This window comes from Giesbergeria giesbergeri (assembly GCF_054779375.1).
The window spans coordinates 687,992-705,786 of record NZ_BAAGYJ010000002.1; the positions used below are offsets into that span (position 1 = coordinate 687,992).

At 57.4% G+C, this 17,795-nt stretch carries 13 protein-coding genes and 5 tRNA genes; 5 read left to right on the forward strand and 13 right to left on the reverse strand.

All coding sequences use genetic code 11. The features are described from left to right. Window positions 1–15: 15 nt before the first annotated feature. The 11 genes from ACYVB2_RS07305 to folC all read right to left on the reverse strand — a co-directional run bounded on the left by ACYVB2_RS07305 (window position 16) and on the right by folC (window position 7,612). Window positions 16–91, reverse strand: a tRNA-Glu gene (locus ACYVB2_RS07305). Window positions 92–116: 25 nt separating this feature from the next. After that, window positions 117–192 (reverse strand) — tRNA-Ala (locus ACYVB2_RS07310). Between the two features lie 8 nt (window positions 193–200). Next, window positions 201–277 (reverse strand) — tRNA-Asp (locus ACYVB2_RS07315). Between the two features lie 50 nt (window positions 278–327). After that, window positions 328–403: transfer RNA gene (locus ACYVB2_RS07320), tRNA-Glu, on the reverse strand. A 31-nt stretch (window positions 404–434) separates the two neighbouring features. Further along, window positions 435–510 (reverse strand) — tRNA-Ala (locus tag ACYVB2_RS07325). A gap of 68 nt (window positions 511–578) precedes the next feature. Continuing rightward, window positions 579–2,006: a glutamate--tRNA ligase gene (gene gltX, locus ACYVB2_RS07330; RefSeq protein WP_382430039.1), complete on the reverse strand. Its 1,428-nt coding sequence runs from the start codon at window positions 2,004–2,006 to the stop codon at window positions 579–581. Further along, window positions 2,003–3,214 carry an O-succinylhomoserine sulfhydrylase gene (locus ACYVB2_RS07335; protein WP_382430037.1) on the reverse strand — a complete coding sequence of 404 codons (1,212 nt, stop codon included), beginning with the start codon at window positions 3,212–3,214 and terminating at the stop codon, window positions 2,003–2,005. The genes gltX and ACYVB2_RS07335 overlap by 4 nt, the downstream gene beginning before the upstream one ends. Before the next feature lie 36 nt (window positions 3,215–3,250). Beyond that, window positions 3,251–4,756 (reverse strand): amidophosphoribosyltransferase, encoded by a 1,506-nt coding sequence (gene purF, locus ACYVB2_RS07340; RefSeq protein ID WP_382430035.1) that lies wholly within the window; start codon window positions 4,754–4,756, stop codon window positions 3,251–3,253. A 97-nt stretch (window positions 4,757–4,853) separates the two neighbouring features. Then, a complete protein-coding gene (locus tag ACYVB2_RS07345; RefSeq protein ID WP_382430033.1) occupies window positions 4,854–5,342 on the reverse strand; it encodes a CvpA family protein in 489 nt (162 codons plus the stop codon). Between the two features lie 14 nt (window positions 5,343–5,356). Continuing rightward, on the reverse strand, window positions 5,357–6,262 hold the full coding sequence (locus ACYVB2_RS07350) for an SPOR domain-containing protein (protein WP_382430031.1): 906 nt from the start codon (window positions 6,260–6,262) through the stop codon (window positions 5,357–5,359). A gap of 24 nt (window positions 6,263–6,286) precedes the next feature. Then, window positions 6,287–7,612 (reverse strand): bifunctional tetrahydrofolate synthase/dihydrofolate synthase, encoded by a 1,326-nt coding sequence (folC, locus tag ACYVB2_RS07355; RefSeq protein ID WP_382430029.1) that lies wholly within the window; start codon window positions 7,610–7,612, stop codon window positions 6,287–6,289. A 46-nt stretch (window positions 7,613–7,658) separates the two neighbouring features. Between folC and ACYVB2_RS07360 the strand changes: the two genes are divergently transcribed. The 5 genes from ACYVB2_RS07360 to ACYVB2_RS07380 all read left to right on the forward strand — a co-directional run bounded on the left by ACYVB2_RS07360 (window position 7,659) and on the right by ACYVB2_RS07380 (window position 12,609). After that, window positions 7,659–8,030, forward strand: a complete 372-nt coding sequence (locus ACYVB2_RS07360; protein ID WP_382430027.1) for an ArsC family reductase — start codon at window positions 7,659–7,661, stop codon at window positions 8,028–8,030. A gap of 119 nt (window positions 8,031–8,149) precedes the next feature. Then, entirely contained in the window at window positions 8,150–8,830 is a 681-nt protein-coding gene (locus ACYVB2_RS07365) for a glycine zipper 2TM domain-containing protein (protein WP_382430025.1), read from the forward strand. A gap of 119 nt (window positions 8,831–8,949) precedes the next feature. Then, window positions 8,950–9,267 carry a pyrimidine/purine nucleoside phosphorylase gene (ppnP, locus tag ACYVB2_RS07370; RefSeq protein ID WP_382430023.1) on the forward strand — a complete coding sequence of 106 codons (318 nt, stop codon included), beginning with the start codon at window positions 8,950–8,952 and terminating at the stop codon, window positions 9,265–9,267. Window positions 9,268–9,295: 28 nt separating this feature from the next. Continuing rightward, window positions 9,296–10,636, forward strand: coding sequence for an argininosuccinate synthase (gene argG / locus ACYVB2_RS07375; protein WP_382430021.1), 1,341 nt, complete (start codon window positions 9,296–9,298; stop codon window positions 10,634–10,636). An 86-nt stretch (window positions 10,637–10,722) separates the two neighbouring features. Beyond that, entirely contained in the window at window positions 10,723–12,609 is a 1,887-nt protein-coding gene (locus ACYVB2_RS07380; RefSeq protein WP_460535906.1) for a GGDEF domain-containing protein, read from the forward strand. An 83-nt stretch (window positions 12,610–12,692) separates the two neighbouring features. Here ACYVB2_RS07380 and ACYVB2_RS07385 read toward each other — a convergent pair whose 3' ends face one another. Together ACYVB2_RS07385 and hrpA are read right to left on the reverse strand one after the other, a co-directional pair. Beyond that, window positions 12,693–13,676: a Bug family tripartite tricarboxylate transporter substrate binding protein gene (locus tag ACYVB2_RS07385; RefSeq protein ID WP_382430017.1), complete on the reverse strand. Its 984-nt coding sequence runs from the start codon at window positions 13,674–13,676 to the stop codon at window positions 12,693–12,695. Between the two features lie 109 nt (window positions 13,677–13,785). Continuing rightward, window positions 13,786–17,748 carry an ATP-dependent RNA helicase HrpA gene (hrpA, locus tag ACYVB2_RS07390; RefSeq protein ID WP_382430500.1) on the reverse strand — a complete coding sequence of 1,321 codons (3,963 nt, stop codon included), beginning with the start codon at window positions 17,746–17,748 and terminating at the stop codon, window positions 13,786–13,788. Window positions 17,749–17,795 lie beyond the last annotated feature (47 nt).

Here is a 17,795-nt window from a genome sequence, read left to right on the forward strand (position 1 = left end):
CCAAGTGCTATAACTTGGCGACCCTACGGGGATTCGAACCCCGGTACTCACCGTGAAAGGGTGATGTCCTAGGCCTCTAGACGATAGGGTCAAAACCTGGAACTAATCCGAAAACTTGGTGGAGATAAGCAGGATCGAACTGCTGACCTCTTGCATGCCATGCAAGCGCTCTCCCAGCTGAGCTATACCCCCAAAAATACTGGCGGAGTGGACGGGACTCGAACCCGCGACCCCCGGCGTGACAGGCCGGTATTCTAACCAACTGAACTACCACTCCTGGCAGTTAGCGTTTGCTTGTAACTGAGCTACAAGCCAAGTGCTAAAACTTGGCGACCCTACGGGGATTCGAACCCCGGTACTCACCGTGAAAGGGTGATGTCCTAGGCCTCTAGACGATAGGGTCAAAACCTTGGAACTAATCCATCAGAAAAACTTGGTGGAGATAAGCAGGATCGAACTGCTGACCTCTTGCATGCCATGCAAGCGCTCTCCCAGCTGAGCTATACCCCCACAACCTGCAACAAGCATTTTTTATTTGCTTACTGCGTTTAACTGAGACTTGAATTATAGAACAATTTTTAGCGACTTTGCAATCTTGCCAAAACTTTTTCTTTTCCAACCAATTCGAGTACTGCGTCGACAGATGGTGTGTGGGCAGTACCCACAGTCAACACACGCACCGGCATGGCCAAGTGCGGCATTTTAAGCCCTTTTTCAGTCAGTACCTGCTTAAAGACCCCTGCAATCACCGATTTTTCCCAATCGCAGGACTGAAACGCTGTTACCAACGCATCTAGCGCCGGTTCAATCGCCACTGTGAGATGTTTTTGCAGCTCTTGGGCATCAGGACTAATGGTGTCGGTATAAAACACAAACGCCCAATCGGCCAGAGCCACCGTGGTGTCGCAGCGGTCTTTGAACAAAGCACAGATGCGTGGCAGACGGCCATCGGCTAAGTCGGCAGCAGCAATACCGCGCTTTTGCAGTTGTGGCGCTACCAAAGCGGCTAAGGCTTCATCGCTCATGGCTTTCAGGTGTTGGGCATTCACCCAACGCAGCTTGGCCTCGTCAAACTGAGCGGCACTGCGGCCCAGGTGGTCTAAATCGAACCACTCTAGGAATTGCTGGCGGCTAAAAATTTCGTCGTCGCCGTGGCTCCAACCCAAACGGGCTAGATAGTTGATCATGGCGTCGGGCAAGTAGCCTTCGTCACGGTATTGCGTGACGGGTTTAGCCCCGTTGCGCTTGCTCATCTTCTCGCCCTGCTCGTTCAGCACGGTGGGCAAGTGGGCATAGACCGGCGGCTCTTGGCCTAAGGCTTGGAAGATGTTGATTTGGCGCGGGGTGTTGTTGACATGGTCATCGCCCCGAATCACATGGGTAATTGCCATATCGATGTCATCGACCACGACGCAGAAGTTGTAGGTGGGTGTGCCATCGGGGCGGGCAATCACCAAATCATCCAACTCGTCATTGCGGATTTCGATGCGGCCTTTGACTTTGTCATCCCAAGCCACTACGCCGTCTTTCGGATTTTTGAAGCGCAACACCGGTTGCACACCTTCAGGCACGGGGGGCAGCACTTTGCCCGACTCGGGCCGCCAAGTGCCGTTGTAACGCGGCTTTTCTTTGGCGGCCATCTGGCGCTCGCGCAGGGCATCGAGTTCGGCCACGCTCATATAGCAGGGATAAACATGGCCAGCGGCTTGCAATTGGGCCAGCACTTCTTTGTAGCGCGCCATGCGCTGCATTTGGTAGAACGGGCCTTCGTCGGGGTTCATGCCGAGCCAGTCCATGCCTTCCAGAATGACATCGACCGCCGCTTGGGTAGAACGCTCTAGGTCGGTGTCTTCAATGCGCAAAATGAAATCACCGCCGGTGGCGCGGGCAAAAGCCCAAGGGTAGAGCGCCGAACGGATATTGCCCAGATGGATAAAGCCGGTGGGCGAGGGGGCAAAGCGGGTACGCACCCGACGGGCAGGGGTGGAGGGGGTCTGTTCAGTCATGGCAGGGTGTCCAGGCCGCGCGCAAGGTCGGCTTTCAAGTCGTCAATATGTTCTAAACCCACGGCCACGCGAATCAAACCTTGGCCTAAGCCTGCGGCTTGGCGTTGGGCTTCCGTCAGGCGGCCATGCGAGGTGCTGGCCGGGTGGGTGATGGTGGTTTTGGTATCGCCCAAATTGGCGGTGATACTGCACACTTGGGTGCTGTCAATCACATGAAAGGCACGAGTGCGGCCCTCTTCGGGGCTGGTAGCACGTACATCGAACGACAACACGGCACCGCCCAAGCCCGATTGTTGGCGCATTGCTAAATCGTGCTGTGGATGCGAAGCCAAACCGGGGTAATAGACCCGCGCGACTTGCGGCTGCTGCTCTAACCACTGCGCCAAGGCCAAGGCATTGGCGCTTTGTGCCTTGACGCGCAAGGACAGGGTTTCCATGCCTTTGAGCACTACCCAAGCATTGAAGGGCGACAGGTTCATGCCCGCACTGCGAATCAGGGGGGCTAGTTTGTCATCAATCAAGGCGCGGGGGCCACAGACGGCACCGGCCATGACGCGGCCTTGACCATCTAAGAATTTAGTGCCGGAATGGATGACCAGATCAGCCCCCAACTTGGCCGGTTGCTGCAAAGCGGGCGAGGCAAAGCAGTTGTCCACCGCCAGCAGCACCCCGGCAGCATGGGCGATGTCGGCCAAAGCCCGGATATCGCACAAATCCGTTAAAGGATTGGTGGGGGTTTCGGCAAACATGAGCCGGGTTTCGGGCCGCAGCGCCGCTTGCCAGGCGGTGGCATCGGTTTGGGCGACGAAGCTCGATTGCACGCCAAACCGGGCTAGCTCTTTGCCAATCAGGTTGATGGTGGAGCCAAACATGGATTGCGAGCAGATGACGTGGTCACCCGCCTTGAGCAGTGCCATGCACATCAGCAAAATGGCCGACATGCCACTGGCGGTGCCGATGGCACTTTCGGTGCCTTCTAAAGCAGCCAGACGGCGCTCGAAGCTGCTGACAGTGGGGTTGGAGGTGCGTGAGTAGGTATAGCCTTCTTCTTCGCCTGCAAAGCGACGCGCTGCGGTGGCCGCATCGGGCTGCACAAAGCTGCTGGTGAGGTAGAGGGCTTCGGAATGTTCGCCGTAGGCGCTGCGCGGCATCGCTTGGCGCACGGCCAAGGTGTCGGGGTGCAGGCTAGCCAGTAGTTCTGGATTCATGGTCTGGGCCTTGAGACAGCAAATGGAGCGGCCAATTTAGGTGCGCCGCGCATTGGGCAGCGACAGACGCGAGGTATCTTCGTCATCTTCTTGGGTGGTGGGACGCTCGTCGTTCAGGCGCTCAATATCGGCCAAGGTGATGTCACCCGTGACATAAATACCATCAAAGCAAGAGGCATCAAAACCGTCCAAATCAGCGCGCAGGCAGGCCACGGCCTGCTTCATGGCATCGACATCTTGGTAAATCAGGGCATCGCAGCCGATGAGTTCACGCACCTGCTCAATCGTGCGGTCGTGAGCGACCAGTTCGCTGCTGGTGGGCATATCGATGCCATAGACGTTGGGATAACGCACCGGCGGGGCAGCACTGGCCATGTAAACCTTGTTGGCCCCAGCTTCGCGCGCCATTTGCACGATTTCGCGGCTGGTGGTGCCGCGCACAATGGAGTCATCGACCAGCAGCACATTGCGGCCCTTGAACTCGCTGCCAATCACATTGAGCTTTTGTCGCACTGATTTCTTGCGCACGCCTTGGCCTGGCATGATGAAGGTACGGCCCACATAGCGATTTTTGACAAAGCCTTCGCGGTACGGCAAGCCCAGCAACTGTGCCAACTGCATGGCACTGGGGCGGCTGGATTCAGGGATGGGAATAACCACATCGATTTGGCTGGGTGGCACCGCAGAGACCACGCGTTTGGCCAAGGTTTCGCCCAAGTTGAGGCGGGCTTGGTAGACCGAGATGCCGTCGAGTACCGAATCAGGTCGGGCCAGATAGACAAACTCAAAAATGCAGGGGTGCAAACGGGGGGCTTGGGCACATTGTTGGCTGCTGATGTTGCCTGCCAAGTCGATAAACACGGCTTCGCCGGGGGCAATATCGCGATCGAGTACATGGCCTGAGCCCTCAAGCACCACGGACTCGCTAGCCAACATGATGGTGCCATCGGTATTGCGGCCCATGCACAAGGGACGAATCCCGTAGGGGTCGCGGAAAGCCAGCAGACCATGCCCAGCGATCAAGGCGATGACTGCATAAGAGCCACGGATGCGCTTATGCACCGCTGCCACAGCGGCAAATACATCCTGCACATCCAGTGCCTTGCCGCGTGTGGCTTTGTCCACCTCATCGGCCAACACATTGAGCAGCACCTCGGAGTCGCTCTCGGTGTTGATGTGGCGGTGATCGGTGTTAAACAAGTCGGAACGCAGTGCCTGGGCATTGGTCAGGTTGCCGTTGTGAACCAACACAATACCAAAAGGGGCATTAACGTAGAACGGCTGGGCTTCTTCCTCGCTAAAGGCGTTGCCTGCGGTGGGGTAACGCACTTGGCCCAAGCCACAATTGCCGGGCAAAGCACGCATGTTACGGGTGCGGAACACATCCTTGACCATGCCCTTGGCCTTGTGCATGAAGAACTTGCGTTCTTGCTGGGTAACGATACCTGCTGCATCCTGCCCCCGGTGCTGCAACAGCAGCAGGGCGTCATAGATCAATTGGTTCACTGGGGCGTTGCTGATGACGCCGACGATTCCACACATAGTTGACTTTCATCTTTTGGCGGGGTTGTCCCGCATACTTTCAGGATGTGGTCAGGCTATTGGCCCCACCACCCCACGAATTTCTTGACCTGATTCCTTACCAGGACATGTTCTGGATCAATTCGATGGGCAGTGCTGGTGCCACTGCCCGCAAGGCCATAGACAGCCACGGGGTGCTGAACGACTCTTGCCACCAAGGCTGCTGCTGTAGTTGGAACAGCTCCATCACCAGCGTCCCCACCAACAATAGCAACACCGCCCGTACAGCACCAAACAACGCCCCCAAAGAGCGGTCCATGGGCCGCAACCCTACCGCTTGAACCAACTGGCGACCTAAAGCGGCCACCCAACCGCACAGAAAAGCGGCCCCAACAAACACCACCACAAAACTGGCGGCGTAACGGGGGCTGCCTTGCAATGGCCCCAGTGGCAAATGCAACGCAGCATCAGCAGCCAATAGGCGTGCCAACACAAGCGCAGCCCCCCAAGCCGCCAATGACAACACCTCAAACACCAAGCCACGCCAAGCCCCCAAGGCCATAGAGCCTAGCAGCACCGCCAATACGTACCAATCCAGTGTGGCCATCACAGTATGGAGGGTCAGGAGGCGCCAACAGAAGCAGGCAGGCCCATGCCACGGATACGACCTGCAGCCTTATCAGCATCGGCACGCCCCGTGAAAGGCCCAACCCGCACCCGTGTGCGCTTGCCATCTTTGGTATCTACCACTTGGGTGTAAGCCTTGAGCCCAGCACTTTCCAGTTTCTGGCGTACTTCCAGAGCCTTTCCACTGTCGGCAAAAGCACCGATCTGGATGGTAAATCGCTTACCTTCGTCGGCACGTGCAGAGGCAGCAGATGCTGACGACGGCTCAAAAGCACGCCCTTCCAACAGAGCACGGGCACGCGCAGCCTCATCCACCCGTACGGGTTTGGGTTCAGGCTTAGGTTCTGGTTTGGCTTCGGGTTTTGGCTCGGGCTTGGGTGGTTTAGGCTCAGGCTTAGGCTCGGGTTTTGGCTCAGGTTTAGGGGGCTTCAACTCGGGTTTAGGCTCGGGCTTGGGTGGTTTGGGGTCAGGCTTGGGCTCGGGCTTGGTTTCTGGTTTGAGTGCCGATTTGGCGGGCACACCCATTCCGGGCAATCCGGGTAGTGCAGGCGCCATAGGATTGGCGCTCAACACCTGTTCGCCCGCACCTAAGCTAGCAGCCGCGTTGGCCGCCACAGTAGTGCCTTCAGAGGAGCCATCGGCAGGAACCACCAGAGGCGCCACTTTATTGCGGTCTGGCACCTCGATGGGGATATCGACAGGAATGGGCCGTGGCTGCGTGTCAAACAGCATGGGAAAGCCGATCACGCCCAGCAGCACCAAGACGGCTGCACCAATCAGGCGGTGTCGGGCACGCCGACGCATGACATCAATGCTCTCGGCACGGGGAGCGCGCGAGGGCCGCATTGCCGTGTCACTGGCAGCAGATGAAGTAGGCCACCGAAACTTGAAAAATGCCATGAGTAAGCAACCACGGGGCGGACATCAAGTGTCCAGATGTTTGGCTTGCAAACGGGGCGTACCATTTTGCAAAACAGCACCGACCGTATAGAAGGAGCCAAAGACGACGATTCTATCAGCGGGGTCTGCTGCCGCGACCGCTGCCTTCAGTGCAACCTGTGGGTTGGCATGGGTGCTGGTCGGCACTTCACGGCGTCCACCGGCCACAATTTGTAAGGCGTTCCACTTTTGTTGCAGGTTGGCAGCCGAGTCGGCGCGTGGTGTGGGCAGGTCTGTGAAATACCAACGGTCAATCAGAGGCTCCACTTTTGCCAACATTGGATTGAGGTCTTTGTCAGCCATCGCACCAAAAACAGCATGGGTAGTGGGGAAATAACCCATCGCATCCAAATTGGCTGTGAGTGCCGCTACAGAATGCGGATTGTGTGCCACATCCAGCACCAGCGTGGGCTGTCCAGGCACGATCTGAAAACGCCCTGGCAGTCCGACCATTGACAAGCCATTGCGCACTGCCTGTGCCGTCACGGGGATGCGGTCGCGCAGCGCCTCTAGGGCGGCCAAGGCACCCGAAGCATTCACCAGCTGGTTAGCCCCGCGCAGGGCCGGATAGGCCAATCCGGCATAACGGCGCCCACGCCCACTCCAAGCCCATTGCTGTTTGTCGCCAGCATAGTTGAAGTCATGGCCAAAACGCCACAGGTCAGCACCGATTTCACGGGCGTGGTCGATAACGCTTTGCGGTGGCACAGGGTCGCTCACAACCACAGGCCGCCCAGTACGCATGATGCCCGCTTTTTCACGGCCTATGGTTTCGCGGTCGGGGCCAAGGTATTCGGTGTGATCAATGTCGATGCTGGTGATGATGGCGCAGTCTGCATCGATGATATTGGTAGCGTCTAAGCGCCCACCCAGCCCCACCTCGAGAATGGCAATATCCAGCAATGAGTGGCTCATCAAGCGCAAAATAGCCAACGTAGTGAACTCAAAATAGCTGAGTGAGACCTCGTTGCCATTTTGCGTGCGCGCGTTTTCTACGGCCTCAAAATGTGGCAACAAATCGGCCGCTTGCACGATGTCGCCGTGGATACGGCAACGCTCCTCAAAATGCACCAGGTGTGGCGAGGTGTAAACCCCCGTGCGCCAACCTGCCTGCAAGGCAACGGCTTCCATCATGGCGCAGGTGGAGCCTTTGCCGTTGGTGCCGGCCACGGTGATGACAGGACAGTCAAAACGCAGGCCCATGCGGCGGGAGACTTCCCGCACGCGCTCCAGGCCCATATCGATATGTTGCGGATGCAGGCGCTCGCAATGCGCCAGCCAGCCTTCAAGGGTGTGGATTTTGGTGTGCATACAGACCGCTATTGTCGCCCAGGCTACAGTGGCGCATGATGTGGTCATGCGTACTACCGACATCACTCTCTATGGCATTGCCCATTGCGACACGGTCAAAAAGGCCCGTGCTTGGCTGGCGATGCAAGGTCTGGCCTACCAGTTTCATGATTTCAAGAAACAGGGCGTGCCCGCCGAGCGACTCTCAGCATGGATGACTGCCGTAGGCTGGGAGCGCCTGCTCAACCGTCAAGGAACCACTTGGCGCAAACTCGATCCTGCACTCCAAAGCACCGTTGGTGACGCGGCCAGCGCAAGCACACTACTGTTGGAACACAGCAGCGCCATCAAACGCCCAGTGATTGAATGGCAACAGGGCGAAACCACGGAAATCATGGTGGGTTTTGATCCCCAGCAATGGGAACAACGGCTGGTCTGACCGGGCAGTGACACCAATGCCCCAAGGCCAGCGTTTCTTTACGCAGTTTTACCACCAAGCACAGTAACCACTCTTGTACTTGGAACGTTAAAAGACTGAACGGACTGAAAGGAATTTTCATGAAACAACTGGTACTGCTGGCAAGCCTGTTCAGCATGGCTGGATTGGCACTGGCGCAAGAGCAAGCGCGCGTGATTTCATCTACCCCCATCGTGCAACAAGTGGCCGTGCCGCAACAGGTGTGCCAAGACGAGACGGTTTACACCGGCCCACGCACCAGTGGTGGTGGGGCTGTGTTGGGGGCCATTGCTGGAGGTGCCGCTGGTAATGCCATTGGCGGTGGCAGTGGACGAGCAGCAGCCACCGCGATTGGCGTCATTGGTGGCGCTTTGCTGGGCAATCAAATTGAGGGCCAAGGGCGCCCCGCATACCAAGACGTGCAGCGATGCAGCACAGAAACTTTTTATGAAAACCGCACTGTCGGTTACACCGTGGTGTATGAATACGCGGGCCGCCAATACACCACCCGTACCGAACGCGATCCGGGGGGGTGGATTCCGATCAGCGTGCAACCTGTGGCCGACCGGCGCCACGGGCGGGTGTACTCCACTGTGCCAGACAGTCCTAGCCAACCCGGTCGGGTGGTGAGCCGCAGCTACCCAGAGGAGCCCATGCCGCTGGAGTCCGTGGTTATCCAACCCCCTGTGACCGTGATTGAATACAACCGCCAGCGTGAGTATTACCCGCCGCCACCACCGCCACGTCCCCACTATCGTCACCACCGCGAGGACTGGCGTTAAACCCCACGCTGTTACACGCAAGGCAGCCGTCCGGGCGTGCGGCTTTTTTACCCATCAGCATCTTGGGCCGTGGGTGAGCGGCCTAAAATTGCCGGTTTACCCTCTGATCCTCTCTGCGCATGACTACCGAAAAAATCGATAACGTTACCGTTTCCACCCAAGCCAATGTCTACTTTGACGGCAAGTGCGTTAGCCACGGCATTACTTTTGCCGATGGCACAAAAAAATCGGTCGGGGTGGTGCTGCCCTCGACCTTGACCTTCAACACGGGCGCCCCCGAAATCATGGAGTGTGTGGCAGGCAGCTGCGAATACAAACTCGCAGGCAGCGACACTTGGCTACAAAGCACCGCCGGACAGCAATTCAGCGTGCCGGGCCATTCCAGCTTCGAGATTCGCGTCACTGAGGCTTATCACTACATCTGCCATTTCGGCTAAACCCTTTTTATCGACAGGATTTGAGCCTATGGCCACCATTCTCCAAAACCTTCCTATCGGCCAAAAGGTCGGTATTGCTTTTTCTGGCGGTTTAGACACCAGTGCTGCACTGCGCTGGATGAAAAACAAGGGCGCTCTGCCCTATGCTTACACCGCCAATCTGGGCCAGCCGGACGAGCCCGATTACGATGCCATTCCGCGCAAGGCGATGGAATATGGCGCAGAAAAAGCCCGCTTGATTGACTGCCGCACCCAACTAGCACACGAAGGCATTGCCGCATTGCAAGCCGGTGCTTTCCATATCAGCACTGCTGGTATCACCTACTTCAACACCACCCCGCTGGGCCGCGCCGTCACGGGCACCATGTTGGTGGCAGCCATGAAGGAAGATGATGTCCACATCTGGGGCGATGGCTCCACCTTCAAGGGCAACGACATTGAGCGTTTTTACCGCTACGGCTTGCTGACCAATCCGGCGTTGAAAATTTACAAGCCTTGGCTGGATCAATTATTTATTGACGAGCTGGGTGGCCGGGCCGAAATGTCGGCCTTTATGCAGAAAGAAGGCTTTGGCTACAAGATGAGCGCCGAAAAAGCCTACAGCACCGACAGTAATATGCTCGGCGCTACGCACGAGGCCAAAGACCTGGAGTTTTTGAACAGCGGCATCCGCATTGTCAACCCGATCATGGGCGTGGCGTTCTGGAAAGACGATGTGGTGGTCAAGGCCGAAGAAGTGTCGGTACGCTTTGAAGAAGGCCAACCAGTGGCGCTCAATGGTGTCGAGTTCAACGACCCGGTAGAGCTGATTTTGGAAGCCAACCGCATCGGTGGCCGCCACGGTTTAGGCATGAGCGACCAAATCGAGAACCGCATCATCGAGGCCAAGAGCCGTGGCATCTACGAAGCCCCCGGTTTGGCGCTGTTGCACATTGCTTATGAGCGTTTGGTCACCGGCATCCACAACGAAGACACCATCGAGCAATACCGCATGAATGGCCTGAAACTGGGCCGCCTGCTGTACCAAGGCCGCTGGTTTGACCCCCAAGCCATCATGCTGCGCGAAACTGCACAACGCTGGGTGGCCCGCGCCATCACCGGCACGGTCACGCTGGAACTGCGCCGGGGCAATGATTACTCGATTCTCAACACCGAATCGCCCAACCTGACCTACCACCCCGAGCGCCTGAGCATGGAAAAGGTAGAAGATGCGCCGTTTAGCCCGCTAGACCGTATCGGCCAACTGACCATGCGCAACTTGGACATTGTGGATACGCGCGGCAAGCTGGGCATTTATGCCCAATCGGGTTTGTTATCTTTGGGCGGCGATGCTGCGTTGGCCCAACTGGGCAGCAGCGAGAGCAAATAAGCCACCCGTCCGGCCTGCCATTGCGACAGAAACAGCCACCCTTGCGGTGGCTTTTTTGCCATACTGCCCTATTTGCCCGACCGGATATGGACTTGAGACACTCTTTGGCGGGCCGAACACTGCGTTTGGCTGTCTTGCGCATCAGCATGGTGGTGGTCTGCGCCAGCGTGGTCTCTTATGTGCTCAACCGTTCCTTGATCGAAGAGGCCGTGCGCGCACAACTGCTGCTGTCTACCGAAAAAACCATCCAACGCGAATCACTGCCCTTTCGGGAGATTCGGGAACTACAGCAAAACTTTCTGGCCGAATTCCGGGCCATAGACCGCGACCCCTTGCAACGCCAAGCACTGGTGCGCAGTTTCGACGATATTTTTTATCGCCACGACGACGGCTCTTATACCCAACGTCCGGGCCTGTTTGAAGGCCAGCCGTTGGCCGATGGCAGGCGCTTTGCCAACATGTCGGCCACCTATGCACCAGACATTGCACCTTCAGATGACGTGAAGGCGCGTTTTGTTCTGTCTTATCTGCTCTCGCACAAATACGGCTCTACCACCCAAGGTCGCTTGTTCAATTTTTACGGCGTAGTGCCGGAAAAGGGCTTTCCGATCTACCAAGCCGCCGATATTGCCAAAGTCTTCCACTATCGTGGCCCAGAGGCGCTCAAACTCGAAACCTACGAGTTTTATTCCCGTGGTTTTGCCTCTGGCCAGTCCGAGACGTTTTTGACACGGATGTATTTTGACTCCTCCAACAATGCGTGGATGACGACGATGGGGACACCCGATACCGTGGAGGCCGGTGGCCAACACCGGATTCTGGCTTGTGTCGATATTTTGCTGGATGACTTGATGGAGCGTTTGGCACGCCCGTCGATTGAAGGGGCTTACAGTACCTTGTTTTTGGCCGATACCGAAGGCACATTGATGTTCCATCCGCAGCAGATGGAGGCCATCCAGCAATCCGAGGGCAAAGCGTCCATCGAGTCCTTGCATCTTGGAATGTATCGTCCCTTATTGCACACTGGGGGCCAACTGGAACCGGGCAAGGTAGTGTTGGTGGACACCCCGGATGAAATCGTGGCTGTGGGCCGAATCCCAGAGACCCCCACGATCTTAACCATCCACTACCCCCGTGCCTTAATGCAACCGGCCATTTTGCAGAATTTGGCCGTGGTGGCCACCCTAGGGCTGGTCACTTTGTTGGTGGAAGTGTTTCTCCTGCGCTCCATCTTGCAAAACCAAGTCACACGCCCACTACAACGGCTGATGCGGGCCACCCGCGAGGTAGGAGCGACCGCCGAGCTGGGGAAATACGACCTTCCGGTGCAATCGGGAGATGAAATTGGCGAGTTGTCTCGCGACTTTACACGCATGTCGGAACGTATTTACGAGGCCCATGAACGCTTGGAGTCGACAGTGCAACAACGCACGTTGGCCTTGGAAGAAGCCAATCAAAAACTTGCCGCTTTGAGCATGACCGACAGCCTGACCGGACTGGCCAACCGGCGCCACTTTGATGAGGCACTGCACGCAGAATGGCAACATGCCACTCGCAGTGGCAGCTATGTCATATTGGCGATGTTGGACGTAGATTGGTTTAAAAAATACAACGACCATTATGGTCATCAAGGCGGTGATAAGTGTCTGCGGCGTGTAGCCCACAGCATTCAGGCCCATGCCCACCGGGCAGGTGATGTAGTGGCCCGTTATGGTGGCGAGGAGTTTGTATTGATCATCACCAACACACCGCCAGAGGAGGCACAAGCGTTGGTGCAATCCATGTGCCAAGCGGTACGGGCTTTGCAATTGCCGCATCCGCTGTCACCTTTTGGCATCGTCACCGTGAGTATTGGTATGGCAGCCACCATACCACGCCCCAATGACCAGCCTAGCGATTTGCTCCAACAGGCGGATGCGGCTCTTTATCAGGCGAAAGCTGCGGGGCGCAACCAAGTGGTGCAAGCTGGATAAGAAATCATGGGGCGTGATCTGCTTTTGACAGCAGGGCGCCCCTTGCCCAAAGAGGCGCTGGGCCACACTGACTGAGAAAAAAATCAGTCTACCGTGGCTCCCGATGCCTTCACAGCCGCTGACCACTTTTGGATGTCGGTGGCAATCATGGACTTGAATTGTTCGGGGTTCATGGCCATCGGCTCAGCCCCCAAACCGGCCAGTTTTTCTTTGGTTTCTGCCGAATTCATGATGGCCTGCACCTCAGTATTCATGCGGGCAGTGATGGCTGCGGGCAACCCAGCAGGCGCCAACAAGCCGTACCACGGTGTGGCATCAAAGCCTTTGACCCCGCTTTCAGCCAAGGTGGGCACTTGTGGGAACGCTGCCGAACGCTGGGCGCTGGTAACGGCCAGCACCTTGACCTTGCCCGCCTTGACCTGGGGCATGATCGGCAATGGATTCTCAAAGGCCATGGGCACCTGTCCGCCCACCAGATCTGTCAGCAACGGGCCAGACCCTTTGTAGGGGATATGCTGGATATTGGTGCCCGTAGCAGCATTGAACATTTCGCCAATGATGTGTTGGGGCGTACCAGAACCTGCCGAGCCAAAATTGAGCTTGCCTTCCTTGCCCTTGGCAACCACATCGGCCACCGAATTCAGGCCCGATTTTTCGTACACCGCCAACACAAAAGAAGCGCGTGCCAACGGGGCCACCGGCGTGAAATCAGTGGCTGGCTTGTAAGGCAGCTTAGGGTACAACGCGCCAGAAATCACAATAGGGCCACTAGAGGCCACCAAAAAGGTGTGCCCATCCGGTTTGGCCTTACTGACAAAGTCGGTACCGATATTGCCACCAGCGCCAGCACGGTTCTCCACAATCACGCTCTTGCCCAAACGCTGTTGCAGTTGCTGGGCCAGCAGACGCGCCAACACATCCGTAGTGCCGCCTGGGGCATAGGGCGACACCAAAACAATGGGTTTGGCGGGCCAAGCATCCTGGGCCTGTACCGCAGGGGCCAAGGCCAAAGAGGCCAAAGCTAACACCGTGGCACGGCGTGCCAACGAACAAACGGAAGATTGCATAGTGGTTCCTTCTCTTACCGGATCACAGAGATTGTGGGGAGTGTGGTGGTCTGCATTGTGTGCAGCCCCACACCACTGCCGATAATAAAGGGCATGATCACCTGTGCAATCAACTATTGATTTGTCCCCACAGCTTATCTAGCCGCTTGATACTGACTGGCTGGGGTGTGCGCAGCTCTTGGGCAAAAAAACTCACGCGCAACTCTTCTAGCAGCCAGCGCAACTCTTGCATGCGGGCATCCACCTGGCCCTTACGCTCAGCCACCAAACGCCAATAGCGTTGCTCTTGTGGGCGCAACTCCATCAGTTTGGCGGCATCGCGGGCTGGGTCGGCGCGGAACTTGTCTAGCCGTAAGGTGATGGCCTTGAGGTAGCGTGCAAAGTGGGCCAATTGCGGCCACGGTGCCAATGCCAAAAAGTTTTTTGGCATCAAACGTTGCAATTGTTGTGCGGCATCGGCGGTAGCTTCAGGGGCACCTTTGGTGTCTTTGATTTTGCGGGCCGCCACAGCGTATTCGGCCAAGACCGTGCCTGCCAGTCGGGCCACCTCATTGGCAATCAAAGTCAGGCGGCCTCGGCCTTCATCAATGCGGCGTTGAAAATCGGCCGCGGTGGTGGGCAACGGCTCCAATAAAAAGGCCCGGTCGATGGCGATATCAATAATTTGCTGGCGCAGCTCTTCTTGCGTACCCAGTGGCATGTAGGCCACGGCCATTTTTTGCAAATCAGGGATATTTTTTTCGAGGTATTTGAGCGCATCTTTAATGTGCAGCGCACACAAGCGGCGCAAGCCCATGCGGTGCTTGGCAGCGGCTACTTCTGGCTCATCAAACACTTCAATGGTCACAGCATCGCCGCCATCGATCAGGGCCGGAAAACCAATCAAAGTTTGGCCGCGTCGGCCAATTTCCATCAACTCGGGTAGTTCACCAAATGTCCAAGCGGTGTAGCGTTGTTCTGCATTGGCCGGGGTGGCTGTTTCTGGCAGTTGGGGGGCGGCCTTGGCTTTGGCGGCCATCTGGGGGCGCGGGGAAGCATCTGGTTCTGGCGTAGCTGTGGCGCCAGAGCTTGATTGGCTGGCTAGCTTTAAGCCTGCCAGTGCTTGGAAGGCTCCACGCGCTTTGGCCCCCAGTTCTGCCTTGAGCGCCCCCAAATTGCGCCCATGCCCCAACTGCCGTCCATGCTCATCCACCACACGGAAGTTCATGAACAGGTGCGCAGGCAACATATCCAATTTGAAGTCGGTGCGCTTCACATCCAAAGAGGTTTCGTCGCGCACCTGCTTGAGCAAAGCATCTACCAGCCCGATATGACCAATGCGGTCGGGCGTTCCCAGCAGTTCGGCCAGGCGGGTGGCTGATTCGGGCAGGGGCACAAAGCGGCTGCGCGGGCGCTGGGGCAGGCTTTTGAGCAGGGCTTGGATTTTGTCTTTCAACATACCCGGCACCAACCATTCGCAGCGTTCCTCCTGCACTTGGTTGAGTACGAACAACGGCACGGTGACAGTCAGGCCATCGCGTGGATCGCCGGGTTCATGCAGGTAGCTGGCGGCACAGTCCACACCGCCCAGCCGCACCACACGCGGAAAGGCACTGGTGGTGATACCAGCGGCCTCGTGGCGCATCAGTTCATCGCGTGACAGTTTGAGTAAATCGGGGCGATTTTTGCTCTCGCTCTTGTACCACTGCTCAAAAGTGCGGCCATTGCACAGGTCTTGCGGAATTTGTTGGTCGTAAAAAGCAAAAATCAGTTCTTCATCCACCAACACATCTTGGCGGCGGGATTTGTGCTCTAGCTCCTCCACCTTGGCAATGAGTTTTTCATTGGCCTTGAGAAAAGGCAGGCGCTTGTCCCAGTCTACCGGTACTTCACCTGCGACCAAGGCTTGGCGGATAAACATCTCGCGGGCGGCGTGCGGGTCAATTTTGTCGTAACCCATGCGCCGCCCGCTGTAAACAACGATGCCATAAAGTGTGGCCCGCTCAAAGGCCACCACTTCGGCGGCTTTTTTCTCCCAGTGCGGGTCGAGCAACTGCTTTTTCAGCAGGTGTGCGCCCACTTCTTCTAGCCATTGGGGCTCGATGGCAGCAATGCCGCGACCAAACAGGCGTGTGGTTTCGACCAACTCGGCACACACTATCCAACGGCCCGGTTTTTTGCGTAAATGCGCGCCCGGATGGCGGTGGAATTTGATACCGCGCGCCCCCAGGTACACATCTTCTTCCTCGGGCTTGAAGCCGATATTGCCCAGCAAGCCCGACAACATGGACAAATGCAATTGCTCGTAGCTGGCCGGTTGTGGGTTGAGTGTCCAACCGTGTTCAGCCACCACCGTGAGCAATTGGCTATGCACGTCGCGCCACTCACGCACCCGGCGCACGTTGATAAAGTTTTGCCGTAGCAACTGCTCGTATTGGCGGTTGCTGAGTTTGTGCGTGGGGGCGGTAGCTATGGCAGGTGCAGGTATGGGTGCAGCGATGGGTGCTGGGGCCGCCAGACGTTGCGCCACAGGCAACACGGCCTGTGATGGCCCTTTGCGCCGCGCTTGCTGTTGCTGTATTCGTGCCGAAGGCAAGGTGGGTGGCGTGCCGCCACGGGCTTGTTGCAGCCAGTTCCACAGCGTGAGGTAGCCACTGAATTCGCTCTTGTCGTCATCAAACTTGGCGTGTTGCTGGTCGGCCTGTTGCTGTGCCTCTAGGGGGCGGTCGCGCACATCTTGTAGGCTCAAGGCGCTGGCAATAATCAACACCTCGTTCAAAGCACCTCTGGCACGCGCTTCCAAAATCATGCGGCCTACACGCGGGTCTAGCGGCAGTTTGACCAGCTCGCGCCCGATAGGGGTCAAGTCATTGCGCTCGTCCACAGCGCCCAGTTCGTTCAGCAACTGGTAACCATCGGCAATGGCACGGCCCGAGGGTGCATCAATGAACGGAAAATCTTCTACCACGCCCAGGTGCAAAGACTTCATGCGCAAGATAACCCCGGCCAGCGAGCTGCGCAAAATTTCAGGGTCGGTAAAGCGCGGGCGGCCCGCAAAATCTGCCTCATCGTACAAGCGGATGCAAATGCCATTCGCCACCCGGCCACAGCGGCCTGCACGTTGGTTGGACGCCGCTTGGCTGATCGGCTCTACCAGCAATTGTTCTACTTTACTGCGCAGGCTGTAGCGTTTCACCCGCGCCGTACCGGCATCAATCACGTAACGAATGCCGGGCACAGTCAGCGAGGTTTCGGCCACGTTGGTGGCCAACACAATGCGCCGCCCAGTGTGGCCGTCAAAAATGCGGTCTTGCTCGGCTTGGCTCAGGCGGGCAAACAGCGGCAACACCTCGGCGCTGCGCGTGACCGGGTGGTGGGCCAAATGCTTGCGCAGATGGTCGGCAGCTTCGCGGATTTCGCGCTCGCCGGGCAAAAACACCAGAATATCGCCGCCTGCACGGCCCTGCCACAGTTCATCCACGCCATCGGCAATCGCATCGTTCAAGCTGTAGTCGCGGCTTTCTTCAAAAGGCCGCCAACGTTGCTCTACTGGAAAGGTACGCCCCGACACCATGATGACCGGCGCTGGCCCTTTGGCGCTGGCAAAGTGTTGGGCAAAGCGGTCGGCATCGATGGTGGCCGAGGTGACGACCACCTTCAAATCGGGCCGACGCGGCAAAATTTGCCGAATGTAGCCCAGCAGAAAATCAATGTTCAAACTGCGCTCGTGTGCCTCGTCAATGATGAGGGTGTCGTAGGCTTTGAGCAGCGGGTCGGTTTGGGTTTCGGCCAGCAAAATGCCATCGGTCATCAGCTTGACCGAGGCATCGCGGCTCAGGCGGTCTTGAAAGCGCACCTTGTAGCCCACCACTTCGCCCAATGGCGTATTCAACTCTTCAGCAATGCGTTTGGCGACGCTGCTGGCGGCAATGCGCCGTGGCTGGGTGTGGCCGATGAGTTGGCCTTTTTGGCCGGGTGCGGCATTCAGTTTGCCACGCCCTAGGGCCAGCGCGATTTTGGGCAGTTGGGTGGTCTTACCCGAGCCAGTCTCACCACAAACAATGATGACTTGGTGCTGCTGCAAAGCAGCCATGATCTCGTCGCGCCGGGCCGATACCGGCAGCGACTCTGGAAAGGTGA